Below are 17,323 nucleotides of genomic sequence, written 5' to 3'. Positions count from 1 at the left end.
GCCAAAAGCGCTGTACGCGGTTAAACCGCACTGATGAGCAGTTTGACGATAATTGTCGGCGGTTATTCTGGCATGATAGAACGCTCAGTGCATCATCTGCTTGTACTGCTTCGTCTTTTCGCGCGCATCGTTTGCCCGGGCATTTCTTCGTGTCATTAGGTGCCCATTAGTTCAAGGAGCTGGATTTGTCCGCCTTACTTCAGGATTATCTTCATCGGATTTTGACCGCACGGGTGTACGACGTGGCGAAAGACACGCCGCTGACGCCCGCAATTCTGCTTTCCGAGCGCCTGGATAATCGAATTTTGTTGAAGCGTGAGGACACGCAGCCGGTTTTCTCCTTCAAGCTGCGCGGTGCCTATAACATGATGCATCGGCTGAAAAGCGAGGGGCAGCTGGGCAGTGGTGTGATTACCGCTTCGGCCGGCAATCATGCCCAGGGCGTGGCGCTGGCAGCCCAGAAGCTGGGCGTGGCCGCCACCATCGTGATGCCGTTGACGACCCCCGCCATCAAGGTCGATGCCGTCCGTCGGCGCGGTGCGAAGGCTGTCTTGCACGGCGATACCTTCGATGAGGCATTCGCTCATGCACAGCAGCTTACTCAGTCCGAAGGTTTGGCTTTTATCCCGCCTTATGATCACCCGGATATCATTGCCGGGCAGGGCACCATCGGTGCGGAGATTCTGCGCCATCACCCCGACCCGATTCATGCGATTTTTGTTCCGGTCGGCGGCGGCGGTCTGATTGCGGGCATCGCGGCCTATGTGAAGATGTTGCGCTCGGAAATCCGGATCATCGGGGTTGAGCCGGACGATGCAGCCTGTCTGGCTGCGGCCATGACCGCAGGCGAGCGGGTGGTTCTGGAGCAGGTCGGGTTGTTCGCCGATGGTGTCGCGGTCAAACAGGTGGGCGAATATCCCTTCGCAGTGGCGCAGCAAGCGGTTGATGAAGTGATCACCGTCGATACCGATGCAATGACCGCCGCCATCAAGGACATGTTCGACGATACGCGCAGCATCAACGAAGCGGCAGGGGCATTGGCTCTGGCCGGATTGAAAAAATACGTCAAGCAGCACGATCTGCATGGCGAGACACTGATCGCAATCGCTTCGGGCGCCAACATGAATTTTGACCGCTTGCGGTTTGTGGCCGAACGAGCGGATATCGGTGAGCAGAAGGAAGCCCTGTTTGCGGTCACGATCCCGGAAAAACCGGGTAGCTTCCAGGTGTTCTGCGAACTGCTCGGCCGTCGCCAGATTACCGAATTCAACTACCGTTACGCGGATCAGGATCGGGCGCATATCTTTGTGGGCATCCGTCTGGATACGCCCTCGGATCGGTCCGCCGTCTTCAATCGGCTGGTGCATGCCGATTATCCCGTGATCGACCTGACCGACAACGAAATGGCAAAACTACATGCGCGGCATATGGTCGGCGGCCATGCGCACGGCATAAGCGATGAGCGTCTGTACCGCTTCGAGTTTCCCGAGCGCCCCGGCGCGCTGCTCCGCTTCCTGACCCATCTGGGGGCCCGCTGGAACATCAGTCTGTTCCACTATCGCAATCAGGGTGCGGATTACGGCCGTGTGCTGGTGGGCGTTCAAGTAGAACAGGGCGCCATGGATGAGTTCATAACGTACCTCGATGAACTGAGCTATCCCTACTGGCCGGAAAGCGACAACCCGGTTTACAGCCTGTTTTTGGCCTGATTCATCTGATGAGAATCCCGGTTTTTTCTGACTTCCGGCTCAGAAAAAACTGTGCACAGTTATTGTGGATAACCCAGTGCATCACCGTCTGATGACCATCAGCAAGCCCATGCCATCAATGGCTTAGCACGATTGGTTAAAAAATCATCAGATATATGCACCTGCCTTACCTATGCGAATAACCTGTTGTTTTTAATAGATATAAATAAACTTTCAGATTGAGTCCGGTCGCTCTTGTTCCGTGCCTGCGTTCATGTTAGCCGTTCGAATACACGACGTTTTAATCTTCAGCCCTGTGGATAACTTTGTGTACTAATTGAGCGGATTCCTGAGTTTATTGGTCGATATTGGCTTAACTGTTTGATTTCAAGGATGCGATTTTTCGTGCCAATCGGAATGGGTGGTTTGGTCCAGAAAAAATCAAAAATTCAAGCACCCGGTCGACGATTTTTTATCCACAAAACCTGTGGATGAACCTGTGGGTTGTTTACGGGCATCTTGCCGGAGCCACGTGAGATCAAGTAGTTGATGAATTGGTGAAAAAATAAGCAACAAATCGCACCTGAAAAATGCACGCAATAACCAATTGATTTTTCATGATTATTTTTTTCTGAAAAACGACCGGTTACGGGCTTGAGTCCGTAGGGTCATTTTGCTAGTAGAACGTTTTCCATAAGTCATGCCATGCTGATGATGTGGATAAACCCTTGTGATGCACTGAGGGGCGCCTCGAAAAACCTACTGCGCGACCCGATTGCTGCGTTGGGCGGTGCTAACGCAAAGCTGGCGTAAGCCCGCTCCCTCGCCTATCTATTTGATATGTCTCGGTCGCTGCGCTCCGGCCGCCTTGCACTCGGGCCGCTAACGCGGAGCTGGCGTCAGCCCGTGACGGTTTTTCGAGGTGCCCTGAGATTTTTAACTTCATCCGCAAAGAGCAAGAGACGCTTACTCGGCGGGTAGATCTTCTCGAGCGAGAATGCGCGTCCAGCTTTGCGCACTGATCGGCATGATGGATAGCCGGTTGCCCTGCCGGACGAGTGGCAAGTCTTCCAGCGTTTCGTCGGCCTTGAGTTCCTGCAGCGTGATAATTCGTTTGGTATGGCGCACATACTGCACATCCACCTGCACCCAGCGTGGATTTTCCGGTGTGGATTTCGGGTCGAAGTAATGGTGATCCGGATCGAATTGCGTGGGGTCCGGGTAAGGGGCGCTGATGACCTCCATGATGCCGACGATACCCGGCACCTTGACGTTGGAATGGTAGAAAAAAACCAGGTCGCCGATCCGCATCGCGTCCCGCATCATGTTGCGTGCCTGATAGTTACGAATGCCGTACCAGCCTTCCACTTTCTGACGCGACAGATCGTCAATCGAAAAGACATCAGGTTCGCATTTCATCAACCAGTGGTTCATACGGATTTCCTCGTTTGGCGAATGGGAAGAACCCATCGGATATGTTTGAGATAAAAGGAAGCTCTGAATAATTCCATCCTGAAGTTTTCTTCATGAACAATCACTTTACGGATGGTGCACACAAATGCAGACCCCCGTGCGGGGCTCGGGCCGGGCATTAAGCAGGCGTAAGCCCACGAAGCCATGAATGGATTCGTGCCGAGAAACGTCAAGACGTAAGAGATTCCTTACATAAAGCGTAACATTCGGGCATGCGCATGGACAAAATAGCCGCATCTCGGGCATAATCTTGGCCAATATTCTGCTTTGAATCGCCGGGTGCCAGTGCGCGTCCGAAGGGTTCTGTGCAATGAAACGCTTCAAAAATAACGGGTTGCAAAAAACCTGTTCGCATATCGTTTTAGATGGGAGAGTCTCTTGAAACACACAGCGCTATTGGCTCTTGCCGACGGTAGTCTTTTTTACGGCACATCGATTGGCGCTGCAGGTTCGACGGTTGGCGAAGTGGTTTTCAACACGGCCATGACGGGTTATCAAGAGATTCTGACTGACCCTTCCTACCGCCGGCAGATCGTCACCCTGACCTATCCGCATATCGGCAATGTTGGCGTAAATGCCGATGATGCCGAATCCACGGGAGTTCACGCCGCAGGTCTGGTGATCCGTGATGCCTCGTCCATCGTCAGCAACTGGCGCTCCGAAGAATCGCTGCAAACTTATTGCGAGCGCCATGGCCTGCAGGCCATCGCCGATATCGATACCCGAGCCCTCACGCGCGTACTGCGGGATAAAGGCGCCCAGAACGGATGCATTCAGACAGGCGAGAACCTCGATCCTGAGGCCGCACTGGCTCAGGCGCGCGGGTTTGCCGGCCTAGATGGCATGGATCTCGTGCCGGAAGTGACAACCGATCGTCCCATCGAGTGGACGCAGGGCACCTGGGATCTCGACCCCGAAAACCCGGCTCCGCGCCCCGATCTGACACGCCATGTGGTGACCTGGGACTACGGCATGAAACGCAATATCCTGCGTATGCTGGTCGATCGCGGATGTCGTGTGACGATGTTGCCTGCCACCACGCCAGCGAGCGACGTGCTGGCAATGAATCCCGATGGCATCCTGCTCGGCAATGGTCCGGGTGACCCGGCAGCCTGCCATTACGCCATCGAAGCGATTACCGAAGTGCTAAAGCACGATGTGCCTGTTTTCGGTATCTGTCTGGGTCACCAGTTGCTCGCGCTGGCCAGTGGCGCGAAAACCATCAAGATGAAGTTCGGTCATCACGGCGCGAACCATCCGGTGCAGGACATCGAATCCGGGAGGGTCTTCATTTCCAGCCAGAACCACGGGTTTGCGGTGGATGAAGACACGCTGCCTTCGAATCTCAAAGCGACTCATCGCTCACTGTTCGATGGCAGCTTGCAGGGCATCGCCCGTACCGACCGCAGCGCATTCAGTTTCCAGGGGCACCCCGAAGCGAGCCCCGGCCCACACGATCTGGGTTTGCTGTTCGATCAGTTCGTTGCCGCCATCGATGCCCGCACGGCGTAATTGAGTCCTGTTTGCCGACCCAAAAACCTGCTTGAAGATCTGCTTGAAAAATCGACGCTTGTTCGTTGTTAAATTTGTGAATTTGCCATGCCAAAACGTACCGACCTAAAAAGTATCCTTATTATCGGCGCCGGCCCTATCGTGATCGGCCAGGCCTGCGAATTCGATTATTCCGGCGCGCAGGCTTGTAAGGCGTTGAAGGAGGAGGGGTATCGGGTCATTCTGATCAACTCCAATCCGGCCACGATCATGACCGACCCCGGCATGGCCGATGCCACCTATGTCGAGCCAATCAACTGGGAAACAGTCGCTGCAATCATCGAGAAAGAGCGCCCGGACGCCCTATTGCCCACCATGGGTGGACAAACCGCACTCAATTGCGCGCTGGATCTGGCACGCAATGGCGTGCTGGAAAAATTCAATTGCGAACTGATCGGCGCCAGCGAAGACGCGATCGACATGGCCGAAGACCGTGAACGTTTCCGTGAGGCCATGACGGAAATCGGGCTGTCCACGCCGACTTCGTACATCGTCCATACACTGGAAGAAGCGTTCGTCGAGCAGCCCAAGCTTGGTTTTCCAGTCATCATTCGTCCTTCGTTCACGATGGGCGGTTCGGGTGGCGGTATTGCCTACAACCGTGAAGAGTTTGAAGAAATTGTCCGCCGTGGACTGGATCTGTCGCCTACGAGCGAACTTTTGATCGAACAGTCCGTACTCGGCTGGAAAGAATATGAAATGGAAGTGGTGCGTGATCGCAACGACAACTGCATCATCATCTGTTCCATCGAAAACTTCGATCCGATGGGCGTGCATACCGGTGATTCGATCACCGTGGCGCCGGCGCAGACGCTCACCGACAAGGAATACCAGATCATGCGCAACGCCTCGCTGGCGGTTCTGCGCAAGATCGGTGTTGAAACCGGCGGTTCGAACGTCCAGTTTGCGGTCAATCCCGAAAACGGCGCCATGATCGTGATCGAGATGAACCCACGTGTGTCGCGTTCATCCGCCTTGGCTTCAAAGGCGACGGGGTTCCCGATTGCCAAAGTGGCCGCAAAACTGGCCGTGGGTTACACACTGGATGAACTGCGCAACGAAATCACGCAAGGCGCAACGCCCGTATCGTTCGAGCCGACCATCGACTACGTGGTCACCAAGGTTCCGCGTTTCACCTTCGAGAAATTCCCGCAGGCCGATAGCCGCCTGACGACACAGATGAAGTCTGTGGGTGAGGTCATGGCCATCGGTCGAACCTTCCAGGAATCACTGCAAAAAGCGCTCCGCGGTCTGGAAATCGGTGTGGATGGCTTCGATGAGATTCTCGACCGTAATCTCAATGCTGAAGATGCCGAGGACGAGTTGATCCGCCAGTTGCGTGAGCCGCGCCACGACCGACTCTGGTATGTGGCTGATGCGTTCCGTCATGGCTTTACATTGGAAGACGTGCATGAGCATTCGAAGATCGACCCGTGGTTCCTGATTCAGATAGAAGAGATCATCCGTAAAGAACAGGAACTGCGTGGTCAGTCGCTGCAGAACCTCGATCGCGACACGCTCTGGCGCATCAAGCGTATGGGCTTCTCCGATCGGCGTCTGGCCCGGTTACTGGATGAAACCGAAAGCACCGTGCGTGCGCATCGACATGGCTTGGGCGTTCGACCGGTGTTCAAACGTGTGGATACCTGCGCGGCAGAATTCCCGACCGACACAGCCTACCTGTATTCCACCTACGAGCAGTTCTGCGAGGCAGAACCGAGCCAACGCGACAAGATCATGATCCTGGGGGGCGGGCCGAACCGGATCGGGCAGGGTATCGAGTTTGACTATTGCTGTGTCCACGCTGCCCTCGCGCTGCGGGAAGACGGCTTCGAGACCATCATGGTCAACTGCAATCCCGAGACCGTTTCGACCGATTACGATATTTCCGATCGACTCTATTTTGAATCATTGACGCTCGAAGACGTGCTCGAAATCATTGAGGTTGAAAAACCCAAGGGCGTCATCGTGCAGTTCGGCGGTCAGACACCGCTGAAACTGGCGCGCGATCTCGAAAAAGCAGGCGCGCCGATCATCGGTACCACGCCCGATGCCATCGACCGGGCAGAGGATCGCGAACGCTTCCAGAGCATGATCCAGGAACTGGGGCTCAAGCAGCCGCCCAACCGCACGGCCCGTTCGGCGGACGAAGCCATCAATCTCGCCGCTCAGATCGGCTATCCGCTGGTCGTTCGCCCATCCTACGTGCTGGGTGGCCGGGCGATGGAAATCGTACACAACGAAGAAGGGCTCAAGCGGTACATGCGTGATGCGGTCAAAGCCTCCAACGATTCGCCCGTACTGCTCGACCGATTCCTCGACGATGCGACTGAAATGGACATCGATGCGGTATCTGATGGTGAGACCGTGGTCATCGGGGGTTTGATGGAACACATCGAAATGGCCGGGGTGCACTCCGGTGACTCTGCCTGTTCACTCCCGCCGTACACGGTTGCTGCACCGATTCTGGCAGAAGTTCGTGCCCAGGTGACGGCCATGGCCAAGGCATTGAATGTTGTTGGTTTGATGAATACTCAGGTCGCGATTCAGGGCAACGATATCTACATTATCGAAGTGAACCCGCGCGCGTCTCGGACGGTACCGTTCGTATCCAAGGCGGTGGGCATACCGCTCGCTAAGATTGCAGCGCGCGCCATGGCGGGCATATCGCTCGCCAAGCAGTCGGTCACGCGTGAGTGCGTGCCGCCGTATTATGCGGTCAAGGAAGCGGTGTTCCCGTTCATCAAATTTGCCGGTGTCGATCCACTGCTCGGCCCCGAGATGAAATCAACCGGCGAGGTGATGGGCATCGGGCGTGAATTCGGCGAAGCCTTTGCCAAGGCTCAGGCGGGCGCTGGCAATTCATTGCCGACTTCCGGCCTGGCTTTTGTTTCCGTTCGCAAGCAGGATTATTTTGCCGCCGCCGCGGTGGCGAAGGCCCTGTCGACCCAAGGTTTCACGCTGTGTGCCACACGCGGTACCGCGCGCCATCTGGCCGAGCAGGGGTTGACGGTCGAGCCGGTGAACAAGGTGACCGAAGGTCGGCCCAATATCGTTGATATGATCAAAAACAAAGAGATTACCTTGATCATCAACACGACAACCAGCAGCAACCAGTCGCGTTCGGATTCGTTCCAGATCCGTCGCGAAGCGCTGCATCAACGTGTACCCTATTTCACGACCATGGCGGGCGCCGAGGCAATGGCCCTCGCGCTGGCTTATCTGCAGCAGCCGATTTCCGTCAACCGGCTGCAAGACCTGCATAAAGAGTGTGAAGTGTAATGCAAACGCCAATGACGGCCGCTGGTGCGGCCAAATTAGAAGCCGAACTCAAGCAACTGCGCAGTGTTGAGCGTCCGCGCATCATCCAGGCGATTGCCGAAGCGCGTGAGCTGGGTGATCTGAAGGAAAATGCCGAATATCATGCCGCGCGTGAAGAGCAGGGGTTCATCGAAGGCCGGATCAAAGAGATCGAAGCCAAGCTGTCTCATGCCAACATCATCGATGTCACCCGACTGCCGCCATCCGACAAGGTGATTTTCGGTGCGACTGTCAGTGTGCTCGATGTGGATAGCGACGAAGAAATCACCTACAAGATCGTGGGCGATGATGAAGCCGATATCAAATCCAACATGATCTCGATCCATTCACCCATTGCCCGAGCGCTGGTGGGCAAATCGTTGGGTGATGAAGTGACTGTCGATGCCCCAGGCGGCAAGCGGATTTTCGAAATCACCGAAGTTCAATATATCGCCTGATTGGGCGACCCAACAGAAAGAATTTCCCATCATGCTTGACCCCAAGTTAGTTCGCAGTGATCCCATTGCTGTTGCCGCGCAGTTGGCGCGACGCGGTTTCACGTTCGACGTGGCCCGGTTTACTGCGCTTGAAAACGAGCGTAAACAGGTTCAGGTCGATACCGAGCAGATGCAGGCCGAACGCAACAGTCGATCGAAGCTGATCGGCAAGATGAAGGCCGCTGGCGAAGATACCGCCGCGTTGATGGCCGAAATCGGTGGCCTGGGGCAGAAACTCGATCAGGCCAAACAGCGTCTGGGCGAGATTCAGTCCGAGCTGGATGCCCTGTTTTCGCTTGTGCCCAATCTGCCGGCCGAAGACGTTCCCTTCGGTGAAGATGAAGCGGGTAATGTTGAAGTGCGTCGTTGGGGCACACCGAGGACGTTCGACTTTGAAATTCAGGATCATGTCGCGCTGGGCGCTGCACTCGGGATGAATTTCGAGCAGGCGGTGAAGCTGACCGGCTCACGGTTTGTGACCTTGGCCGGCGATCTGGCGCGCCTGCATCGCGCGCTCGCGCAGTTCATGCTCGATCTGCACAGCAGTCAGCACGGTTACACCGAGATGTACGTGCCCTACATCGTCAATGACAAGAGCCTGTTCGGTACCGGTCAGTTGCCCAAATTCGGTGAGGACCTGTTTGCGCTCAAGGGCGATGCCGACTGGTATCTGATCCCCACGGCTGAAGTGCCGCTCACCAATCTGGTTCGTGACGAATTGTTGTCGGCCAATGATTTGCCCCGGCGCTATGTGGCGCACACACCTAGTTTCCGTGCGGAAGCGGGTGCGGCTGGTCGCGATACCCGAGGGATGATCCGGCAACATCAGTTCGATAAGGTCGAATTGGTGCAAATCGTACGGGCTGAGGACTCCGCCGCTGCACTGGAAGCACTGACCGGCCACGCCGAAGCCGTTTTGCAGGCGCTGGAGCTGCCGTACCGCGTCATGCAGTTGTGCACGGGCGATATGGGCTTCTCGGCGGCGAAAACCTACGATCTGGAAGTCTGGCTGCCCGGCCAGAACACCTATCGGGAAATCTCTTCCTGCTCCAACTGCACCGATTTTCAGGCGCGCCGCCTGCAAGCACGCGTGCGCGACGCCGATGGCAAGCCGCAGCTCGTGCATACCCTGAACGGTTCGGGCCTGGCCGTCGGACGCACGTTGGTTGCCTTGCTGGAAAACCACCAGCAGGCCGACGGCAGCGTTGCGTTGCCACTGGCACTTCGGCCTTACTTTCAGGGCAAAGCGGCTATCTGTGTTCCTGAGGGGCAGCAGGGTAAAGCATGAGTGAAGCGGCCGATTCCGTCATCTTTGAGGATGTCCGTCAGACGGTGATTTCTACCCTGGGGCTGGATATTCCGGCGGCCCGGTTGACGGCAGATTCCCCATTACTCGGGGCCTTGCCCGAGCTCGATTCCATGGGGGTGGTTCTCCTGCTCACGGCACTCGAAGATCGTTTCGACATCGTCCTTTCGGATGATGAAATCGACTCGGCCTGGTTCGAGACCCTGGGGACATTGACGCTGGCGATCGAGTCGCGACTGCCATACTGATTTCTCGATTTCCTTGTTTGCAAAACAATAAAAAACCCGCCCATGAATTTTCCGGGCGGGTTTTGTCGTTTTGTTTCCGGTTTTTACCGAAAACGAATCAATCGTTGATCAAGTGATACTTGGCCAGCAATTCTTCATGCGTTTCGCGATGGTCCGGATCGAGTGGAATGCAGTCCACAGGGCATACTTCGACACATTGCGGCGTATCGTAATGACCCACGCACTCGGTGCACAGGTTCGGATCAATCACATAAATCTCCGGGCCTTGCGAAATGGCGCCATTCGGGCATTCCGGCTCGCAAACATCGCAGTTGATGCATTCATCGGTAATCAACAGGGACATGGTTCACTCCTCTTCGGCGCTATCTCGAACATCAGTGGCGTGAATTTAGCATGTTTGGCCCGGCTTTTGTGGCCTGTTCGTGCTTGATGATTTCTTTTAGCGCATCCACCACGTGCAATGGCACGAAACTGGCGACGTTTCCGCCCAAACGGGCAAGTTCACGCACGATACTGGACGACACGAAGCCCAGTTCCTCGGTGGGTGAAAGGAAGACCGTTTCGATTTCCGGCGCCAGTCGACGATTGACCGCGGCCATCTGAATCTCGGACTCGAAATCCGATACGGCGCGCAGCCCCCGCACAATCGAGATTGCACCCAGTTCCCGCGCGAATTCGACCAGCAATCCGTCGAACGACAGCACATGAATGTTGGGGAATTCCTGCAACGCCACACGGGCAAGCTCTGAGCGCTGTTCCAGATCGAAAATCGGAGTTTTGGTTGAAGCGGCGGCGACTGCTACGATGACCTCATCATAGAGGTGGGCCGCCCGCCGGGCGACATCAATATGGCCGAAGGTGATGGGATCAAAGGTACCGGGGTAAATGGCGCGTTTCATCTTATATCTAGTCCCCGTCTTAGCGTATCAACATGTTCAGACCGAGTAGGACGAGCATAACGGCAAAAATGCGTTTGAGTAATTTGGCGGGCAATCGGTGCGTCAAAGTGGCGCCAATCGGCGCAAAAAAGAGGCTGGGAATCACAATGCCCACCAATGCAGGCAGATAGATATAACCAATCGACCAGCTCGGTAAATCCGGTTGGCCCCATCCCGTAACAATGTAACCGATAGCGCCTGCGAGTGCATTGGGCAGCCCAATGGCTGCGCTGGTCGCCATCGCGTTGCGCGCGGCAACGTTACACCACATGAAAAAAGGCGTTGTCAGTGCGCCGCCACCCATACCCATGATCGTGCCAACCGCACCGACCGACACCCCAAAAAAACTTAAGGGCACACCGGAGGGCAGCGTCCGCGTCGGTGCTGGATTTCGGCCAAAAGCCATCTGAAGGGCGATCAGAATTTCCAGTACACCAAACACTTTCTTGAGAATTTCTCCGGGCAAAAGATGGGCGATGGTGGAACCCAGAATGGAACCAATCACAATGCCGGGGGCGATGCGGATAAACACATCCCAAAGAACGCCCTTATTTTTGTGGTGGGTGTAAATGGAGGCCATCGATGAGAACAGGATGGTCGCCAATGATGTGCCAATCGCCAAATGCACCAAATGCGGGCTGTCGCCCAGACCAATCAGGGGAAACAAAAAAAGTAGAACCGGCACCACTACCAGACCGCCGCCAATGCCCAGCAGACCGGCGATCAGGCCAGAGAAAACCCCGAGAAGGATGAAGATACTGTATTCAATCAAAATCAGATCGCTCGTTGGGTGTGACGATAAAGCTGTAATCAGCCACAAGGATAGCCAACTTTAGAATTTACTTATAATGAATAATCTTTATGTATGAATAGGTAGATCGTTATTTAACCGGATATCGAATGGTGTGTGGTTACGCTTTTCACGCTCATTTGCAGGAACGTGGTGTCAGGCACAATCTGCATGCAGCAGCCTGAGGAGCTCGGTCGAATCCGGCAAACCATCATAACAGTTCTCTTGATGGGGAACGGAGTCCCATGGCGCTTTGGACGCTAGCAGCCTGTCGGACTTTAGGGAAATCGGCTGCAAATCCATCTGAACGGCTCATATTTCACCGCTTTTTTGGGCAATAGAACCCGCTATTGCCCTGCAAAACCGGCAAAATCTGCCCTCGCCCAGCTTGATTTTCGCTACGATTCCTAAAGTCCGACAGGCTGCTAGGCACAGATGAGCCACAACCTCCATCTTGCCACCGGTTTCAAGCAAGCCAGCGGGAATCCAGAAATAGGGCATGTCCCGGAGCGGGTTGGGTACCGGAGCGCCGCAGCTGGAACAAAAATCGGAGCGAAATCCGGTTTCGCTTTTCCACGAGGAAATTAATTCAGTACCGCGTAGCCAGCAAAACTGATCGTTGGCTACGATGCTTGCCGCATTGGACATCACCCCACTCTGCCTGCGGCAAAGTGAGCAATGACATTGATATGGCTTGACGTGACTCCCGTCAATTTCAAACCTTACTTGTCCGCAAAGGCAGTGTCCGTTCATAGGTTCTTGAATGTCTAACCTCAAGGTTTGGCATCGTGGCTAATAAAGCAGCGAAGTGCAGCCGCGTTATTGTGGTTTTCGTCTTTGGCCGCATAGACTAAGGTCACCTTGCCCTTGTGTGACAGCTTGTATAGCTCTGCTAATGCAGCGTTATCCTTTATCTCAGCACGATATTTTTCCTTGAACTCTGACCATTTTTCCGGGTCATGCCCAAACCACTTGCGCAGTTCAGTGGATGGTGCCGCCTCCTTCAACCACAAATCGATTTTGGCTTCTGCTTTCGTTATTCCGCGAGGCCAGAGACGATCGACGAGAATACGCGTACCGTCCGTAGATTCCGGCATTTCGTAAATCCGCTTAATGGATATGCTCATAACATCCCTCCGCACTTAACGAGGCTGTCGAAAAACCCCTTAATACAGGCAAATAGCCCTTATAAATGAGTCTCTTGACCCTATCCGGCAAGGAATTGGTCGATTAAAGAGCGTTTCGGAAAGTCGGTTTTTGCTCATGGTCTTGGACTTTATTGCCAAGGGGTAGGGTTGCTGCCTCAAAGCAGAAAGCAGTGGCGTGTGTTAGCGCGTCCGCTGGCCTGACTTGTTGGCAGAGATATCCTTGAGCCCGCCCGAGACATACTTGTGCAGAACACTCGAAACCAAAGACTGGTACGGCAACCCCTCTTCCAAAGCCCGACGCTGCAGCGCCTCCAGATCCCGGCTGGAGATACGGATATTGATTCGCCTGTCTTTCTTAAACGTTTCTTCCGCTGCCTTAGTGAGGTACTCCCGACGATCGGTGTCCAGATCCGATTCGAATTCTCCCGACTCGTATGCCTCAAGCAACTCTTGCTCTTCAGGATCTAATTTGGTCTTGGCCATGCTACCCCCCTAAAAATTTCCTGGTGGCCTTGCGGCTGGGAATAATCGTCTTGAGAAAGATTTCATTTTCGTTCTCGACGTACGGTACCAGCCAGGCGTAATCATCAATCCGAACCACAAATAGACGCTGATTCGGGTACTTTCCCCTGTTGGGGTGAGGTCCATCATCAAGTAAACCACCCGACTGAAGAGCAAATAGGACATCTTCAAAGGAAGTTCCGCGCTCGCTCATCAACTGCTGGTTCTTTTCAGCATTCCAGTTAATTTGCTTCATCTGACGAGTCTAGCAGAATGTGTGCCTATTGGCATCTGACCATCTTGGTTTTTCAAGGCGGCCCTGACCAGAGTACACTTGCCCGATAATTCGCCAAGCCCACTGACAGGAAACTGACCATGACAGAACGCCAAATCGTACTGGATACCGAAACCACGGGGATGCCCGCTGCCGATGGGCATCGGCTGGTTGAGATTGGTGCGGTGGAGATGATCGAGCGCCGTGTGACGGGTAGGACATTCCATTGTTACCTCAATCCCGAGCGGCCGGTGGATGAGGGCGCGTTCAATGTGCATGGTTTGAGCGATGCGTTTTTGGCGGATAAGCCGAAATTCGCCGATGTGGTGGATGAGTTTCTGGCGTTTATCGAGGGCGCGGAGCTGATTATTCACAATGCCGAGTTTGACGTGGGGTTTATCGATGCGGAGCTTGCCCGGTTGGCGAATGGCGGTCGGTTGGCTGATGTCGCAGGTTCCGTGACCGATTCGCTGGCCATTGCGCGCAAAAAACATCCCGGCCAACGCAATAGCCTCGATGCCTTGTGCCGTCGGTACAACATCGATAACAGTGCGCGCACGCTGCACGGCGCGTTGCTGGATTCTGAAATTCTGGCCGATGTATATCTGGCGCTCACCGGCGGGCAAAAAACGCTGGGTTTTGAAAGCGAACAGGGGCAGGGTGATGAGCACAAACAGGCTGCGTCGATCATCCGTTTGCCCGCCGATCGTCCACCGTTGCGCGTGATTACCGCCAATGATGAAGAGCGCGCCGCGCATGAGTCATGGCTGATGACATTGGGCAAGGAGGGTGAGCCTGCGCCTTGGCCCTCGTGAGTGACCAAACCGAGTCAAGAACGATGAGATGGGGCGTTTCGGTTTCCCTCTTGAGGGTTTTTAACATCCTGTCATTGACGCGCAAAATTAGAATGCTAGTATCATAATTGTTTGATACAACGAAATGGCGATGGAGTTCGCCGTAACCGCCCCAGCTTCTGGTGGCTGATGACTCCTGAAGATGCCGCGACTGCGGTCTTTTAGGTTTTTCGGCGGGGAATATCAAGGATGCAAAGCCATCTCGTTTGGCAGCAAATCGCTCAAGTGGCCATGATCGTGCTGCTTTCCCCCCTGTTGCATGGTTTTATCACCACGGTAGAAGAAAAGGTCAAGCGCGGCCGGGGGCCGAGCATCGTCCAGCCGTATCGTGATCTGTTCAAATGGTTCCGCAAGGAACTGGTCATCCCCGAAACCGCTTCCTGGATTTTTTGGCTGGCTCCGGTCGTGGCGTTTACCGCCATGCTGACCGTGCCTTTGCTGATTCCCGTTCTCACCAATTACCCGCTGCCGCTCTCCGATATGGGCGATATTTTGGGCGGCGGCCTGATTCTCACGCTCGGCGGCTTTGCGATTTTGCTGGCCGGTCTGGATAGCGGTCATCCTTACGGTGGTTTGGGCTCCAGCCGCGAATCGATGCTGACGATTCTGGCCGAACCGACGCTGATCATGGTGTTGATCGGCATTTCTCTGCTCGCTCAATCGATGCTGCCGTTTGTGGTCAACCATCTGCTGGTCGGCGATCCGGCTGTGTATTGGAGCCCGTCGCATCTATTTTTGGTGGCGGCGTTTTTCATCCTGCTGACGGTCGAAACCGAACGCCTGCCGATTCATTCCTCAATCCATTATGAAATCTACATGATCGGCGAGGCGCGCATCCTCGAATATTCCGGCCCGCTGCTGGCGTTGCTCAAATGGGCGTCCTGGATGAAGCAGGCCATTTTGTACACCATTTTTCTGAATGTGTTGACCCTGCCGTGGGGGCTTTCCGAGGCGGGCACCACGCTCGGGATTATCGGGGCCGTCATCGCGTTGCTGGCGAAATGGGCGCTGCTGGGGCTTTTGATGGTCGGTGTTGAAACGATGCAGGCGCGACTGCGGTTTTATCGTTATCAGGAGCCGCTGGCCTTGTCGTTTTTGATGGCGGTGCTGGCCGTTGTCGCCCACCAGATGTGAGGAGCGGATTGCGATGCTGATTTTTCATTTAGACCCGCTGGCCAGTTCGATTTTCAGTTTTCTGGTGATCGTCGCCTTGATTCTGGCTTTTGTGATGTTGGGGTCGCACTGGATTCGCAATCATGTGTACGCGTTCGCTGCCGAATCCTGGGTGATCGCGGCGTTGTCGGCGGCCATCGGGTTTTACGGGCATTATCCTGAATTGTTCATTATCGCCGCCTTGACCGCCCTGTTGCGCGGCACGGTTTTGCCGTTTTTGCTGCTGCGTATTATTCGGGATTTGAAACTCAATCGGGAATTCACGCCCTTGCTGCAACCCTCCAGCAGCTTGGTGATCGGCGGGCTGCTGGTGGTGTTTTCCTACGCCTTGGCGCACAAGATCGGCCTGCGGCTGGATTTGGTGAACAGCATTGCCGTACTGGCGCTCACGACCATGTTCGGCATGAAGTTGATCGGGTTTTTGATGCTGGTGTTACGCACGGAGGCGGTCAGTTCTATTCTCGGTTTGCTGGTGATCGAAAACGGGATCTTCCTTGGTTCGCAGATTCTGGTGCCGGGGATGCCGCTGTTGCTGGAAATGGTGATCCTGTTCGATTTGCTGATCATCGTGTCTACCTTCGGCCTGCTGATCCGTTATCTGCACCGTGAAATCGGCACGACCAGCAGCCGTGATCTCACGCGCCTGGTGGGTTGATGATGATCTTCACTGCCTTGTTTGCAATATGGGGTGTCGTCGGTTTTGCCGTGCTTTTCTGCTGGCTGGTACCGAGTACGCGCTGGGCGGAACGCGTCAATCTGACCGCCGCCGTGATCAGCTTCCTGCTGATGGTTTATCTGCTGTGGGCAACCCCCCCCAAAGGGGTTACCTCGGTAAATAATTATCTGCTGCTCGATGGTTTTGGCGTATGGGTGCTGTTCTGCCTGGCTATCGTCTATCTGCTCGCTTCGGTGTACGCCATCGGGTATATGCGCTGGATGCACGATGAGGCCAAACGTCTGCATCGGTTCTACAGTCTGTTTGCCGCCTTCGCCTTGACGATGTTTCTCGCGCCGGTGCAGAACAATCCCGGTTTGTACTGGATTGCGATTGATCTGACCACGATTGTCAGTGCCTTCCTCGTGGGTTTTCAGCGGGCGCCGCAGAGCATCGAGGCGGCCTGGAAATATATCGTGATCGTTTCGGCGGGGCTGGGGCTGGCGTTGCTTGGCACCGTCTTGTTTTATTGGGGTGGTACCTTCGTACTCGGCCCCGTGTATGCGATGACCTGGGCGAATTTTGCCGCCATCACGCCCAAAACCGATAGTGTCCTGCTCATGTTGTCGTTTTTGCTGGTGCTGGTCGGCTATGGCACGAAGGTGGGTTTGGCGCCCATGCACACCTGGCTGCCCGATGCACACAGCGAAGGCCCCGCGCCCGTGTCGGCCATGCTTTCGGGGGCGTTGCTCAACTGCGCCATGCTCGGCATCGTGCGTTATCTCCATGCCCTCGTGGGGACTGATGTGGCCGAAACGGCGCATACCGCGCTGGTCGTGCTCGGCGCCGCATCCTTGCTGGTTGCTGGCTTGTTTATCACGCGGCAAACCATCATCAAGCGTCTGGCTGCCTATTCGAGTGTCGAGC

At 55.2% G+C, this 17,323-nt stretch carries 18 protein-coding genes and 1 riboswitch; of the genes, 10 read left to right on the top strand and 8 right to left on the bottom strand.

Annotated features, from left to right (window positions below; translation table 11 throughout):
* The first annotated feature begins 185 nt into the window (after positions 1-185).
* Complete coding sequence (ilvA, locus tag PHD44_RS08360; RefSeq protein WP_300190314.1) at positions 186-1,709, top strand: threonine ammonia-lyase, biosynthetic; 1,524 nt, start codon at positions 186-188, stop codon at positions 1,707-1,709.
* Between the two features lie 945 nt (positions 1,710-2,654).
* On the opposite strand, the gene PHD44_RS08355 is transcribed toward ilvA, so the two are convergent.
* Entirely contained in the window at positions 2,655-3,122 is a 468-nt protein-coding gene (locus PHD44_RS08355; RefSeq protein WP_300190311.1) for an EVE domain-containing protein, read from the bottom strand.
* Positions 3,123-3,539: 417 nt separating this feature from the next.
* Between PHD44_RS08355 and carA the strand changes: the two genes are divergently transcribed.
* The 5 genes from carA to PHD44_RS08330 all read left to right on the top strand — a co-directional run bounded on the left by carA (position 3,540) and on the right by PHD44_RS08330 (position 10,063).
* Positions 3,540-4,673: a glutamine-hydrolyzing carbamoyl-phosphate synthase small subunit gene (carA, locus tag PHD44_RS08350; RefSeq protein WP_300190308.1), complete on the top strand. Its 1,134-nt coding sequence runs from the start codon at positions 3,540-3,542 to the stop codon at positions 4,671-4,673.
* A gap of 87 nt (positions 4,674-4,760) precedes the next feature.
* Positions 4,761-7,994 carry a carbamoyl-phosphate synthase large subunit gene (gene carB / locus PHD44_RS08345; RefSeq protein ID WP_300190305.1) on the top strand — a complete coding sequence of 1,078 codons (3,234 nt, stop codon included), beginning with the start codon at positions 4,761-4,763 and terminating at the stop codon, positions 7,992-7,994.
* Complete coding sequence (gene greA, locus PHD44_RS08340; RefSeq protein WP_300190302.1) at positions 7,994-8,470, top strand: transcription elongation factor GreA; 477 nt, start codon at positions 7,994-7,996, stop codon at positions 8,468-8,470. Before carB ends, greA begins: the two co-directional genes overlap by 1 nt.
* A gap of 31 nt (positions 8,471-8,501) precedes the next feature.
* Positions 8,502-9,797, top strand: coding sequence for a serine--tRNA ligase (serS, locus tag PHD44_RS08335; RefSeq protein WP_300190299.1), 1,296 nt, complete (start codon positions 8,502-8,504; stop codon positions 9,795-9,797).
* A complete protein-coding gene (locus PHD44_RS08330; RefSeq protein WP_300190296.1) occupies positions 9,794-10,063 on the top strand; it encodes an acyl carrier protein in 270 nt (89 codons plus the stop codon). The genes serS and PHD44_RS08330 overlap by 4 nt, the downstream gene beginning before the upstream one ends.
* 97 nt (positions 10,064-10,160) lie before the next feature.
* Here PHD44_RS08330 and PHD44_RS08325 read toward each other — a convergent pair whose 3' ends face one another.
* The 7 genes from PHD44_RS08325 to PHD44_RS08300 form a co-directional block, all read right to left on the bottom strand.
* Entirely contained in the window at positions 10,161-10,406 is a 246-nt protein-coding gene (locus PHD44_RS08325) for a YfhL family 4Fe-4S dicluster ferredoxin (protein ID WP_290678589.1), read from the bottom strand.
* Between the two features lie 31 nt (positions 10,407-10,437).
* The gene (gene coaD / locus PHD44_RS08320; protein ID WP_300190292.1) at positions 10,438-10,962 is read right to left on the bottom strand and encodes a pantetheine-phosphate adenylyltransferase; all 525 of its coding nucleotides are present in this window, start codon (positions 10,960-10,962) and stop codon (positions 10,438-10,440) included.
* Between the two features lie 19 nt (positions 10,963-10,981).
* Positions 10,982-11,773, bottom strand: a complete 792-nt coding sequence (locus tag PHD44_RS08315) for a sulfite exporter TauE/SafE family protein (protein WP_300190289.1) — start codon at positions 11,771-11,773, stop codon at positions 10,982-10,984.
* Positions 11,774-12,103: 330 nt separating this feature from the next.
* Positions 12,104-12,544, bottom strand: coding sequence for a GFA family protein (locus tag PHD44_RS12740; protein WP_367182017.1), 441 nt, complete (start codon positions 12,542-12,544; stop codon positions 12,104-12,106).
* A 20-nt stretch (positions 12,545-12,564) separates the two neighbouring features.
* Positions 12,565-12,918: a DUF488 domain-containing protein gene (locus tag PHD44_RS08310; protein ID WP_300190287.1), complete on the bottom strand. Its 354-nt coding sequence runs from the start codon at positions 12,916-12,918 to the stop codon at positions 12,565-12,567.
* Between the two features lie 201 nt (positions 12,919-13,119).
* Positions 13,120-13,422 carry a CopG family antitoxin gene (locus PHD44_RS08305; RefSeq protein WP_300190284.1) on the bottom strand — a complete coding sequence of 101 codons (303 nt, stop codon included), beginning with the start codon at positions 13,420-13,422 and terminating at the stop codon, positions 13,120-13,122.
* Between the two features lies 1 nt (position 13,423).
* A complete protein-coding gene (locus PHD44_RS08300) occupies positions 13,424-13,696 on the bottom strand; it encodes a toxin (protein ID WP_300190282.1) in 273 nt (90 codons plus the stop codon).
* 119 nt (positions 13,697-13,815) lie between these two features.
* Here PHD44_RS08300 and dnaQ point away from each other — a divergent pair, with 119 nt between their 5' ends.
* The 4 genes from dnaQ to PHD44_RS08280 form a co-directional block, all read left to right on the top strand.
* Positions 13,816-14,529 (top strand): DNA polymerase III subunit epsilon, encoded by a 714-nt coding sequence (dnaQ, locus tag PHD44_RS08295; RefSeq protein ID WP_300190279.1) that lies wholly within the window; start codon positions 13,816-13,818, stop codon positions 14,527-14,529.
* A gap of 117 nt (positions 14,530-14,646) precedes the next feature.
* Positions 14,647-14,714, top strand: a riboswitch (Fluoride riboswitch).
* A gap of 43 nt (positions 14,715-14,757) precedes the next feature.
* Entirely contained in the window at positions 14,758-15,702 is a 945-nt protein-coding gene (locus PHD44_RS08290) for an NADH-quinone oxidoreductase subunit H (protein ID WP_300190277.1), read from the top strand.
* A gap of 13 nt (positions 15,703-15,715) precedes the next feature.
* Positions 15,716-16,396, top strand: a complete 681-nt coding sequence (locus PHD44_RS08285; RefSeq protein ID WP_300190274.1) for a hydrogenase — start codon at positions 15,716-15,718, stop codon at positions 16,394-16,396.
* Positions 16,396-17,323: proton-conducting transporter membrane subunit (locus PHD44_RS08280; RefSeq protein WP_300190271.1), on the top strand; the 928-nt coding region annotated here is incomplete at its 3' end. The genes PHD44_RS08285 and PHD44_RS08280, both read left to right, overlap by 1 nt.

This window comes from Halothiobacillus sp. (assembly GCF_028710545.1).
Lineage (GTDB): Bacteria > Pseudomonadota > Gammaproteobacteria > Halothiobacillales > Halothiobacillaceae > Halothiobacillus.
The sequence above is the reverse complement of the archived record's forward strand: the minus strand, read 5'-3'. Positions and strand labels throughout refer to the sequence as shown.

What these genes read in the sequence shown, in the direction of transcription:
- dnaQ (WP_300190279.1), top strand. Translation starts at nt 13,816, where the DNA reads ATGACAGAACGCCAAATCGTACTGGATACCGAAACCACGGGGATGCCC.
- serS (WP_300190299.1), top strand. Translation starts at nt 8,502, where the DNA reads ATGCTTGACCCCAAGTTAGTTCGCAGTGATCCCATTGCTGTTGCCGCG.
- PHD44_RS08290 (WP_300190277.1), top strand. Translation starts at nt 14,758, where the DNA reads ATGCAAAGCCATCTCGTTTGGCAGCAAATCGCTCAAGTGGCCATGATC.
- PHD44_RS08310 (WP_300190287.1), bottom strand. Translation starts at nt 12,918, where the DNA reads ATGAGCATATCCATTAAGCGGATTTACGAAATGCCGGAATCTACGGAC.
- coaD (WP_300190292.1), bottom strand. Translation starts at nt 10,962, where the DNA reads ATGAAACGCGCCATTTACCCCGGTACCTTTGATCCCATCACCTTCGGC.
- PHD44_RS12740 (WP_367182017.1), bottom strand. Translation starts at nt 12,544, where the DNA reads ATGAACGGACACTGCCTTTGCGGACAAGTAAGGTTTGAAATTGACGGG.
- PHD44_RS08305 (WP_300190284.1), bottom strand. Translation starts at nt 13,422, where the DNA reads ATGGCCAAGACCAAATTAGATCCTGAAGAGCAAGAGTTGCTTGAGGCA.
- PHD44_RS08355 (WP_300190311.1), bottom strand. Translation starts at nt 3,122, where the DNA reads ATGAACCACTGGTTGATGAAATGCGAACCTGATGTCTTTTCGATTGAC.
- PHD44_RS08300 (WP_300190282.1), bottom strand. Translation starts at nt 13,696, where the DNA reads ATGAAGCAAATTAACTGGAATGCTGAAAAGAACCAGCAGTTGATGAGC.
- PHD44_RS08330 (WP_300190296.1), top strand. Translation starts at nt 9,794, where the DNA reads ATGAGTGAAGCGGCCGATTCCGTCATCTTTGAGGATGTCCGTCAGACG.
- PHD44_RS08285 (WP_300190274.1), top strand. Translation starts at nt 15,716, where the DNA reads ATGCTGATTTTTCATTTAGACCCGCTGGCCAGTTCGATTTTCAGTTTT.
- greA (WP_300190302.1), top strand. Translation starts at nt 7,994, where the DNA reads ATGCAAACGCCAATGACGGCCGCTGGTGCGGCCAAATTAGAAGCCGAA.
- PHD44_RS08325 (WP_290678589.1), bottom strand. Translation starts at nt 10,406, where the DNA reads ATGTCCCTGTTGATTACCGATGAATGCATCAACTGCGATGTTTGCGAG.
- carB (WP_300190305.1), top strand. Translation starts at nt 4,761, where the DNA reads ATGCCAAAACGTACCGACCTAAAAAGTATCCTTATTATCGGCGCCGGC.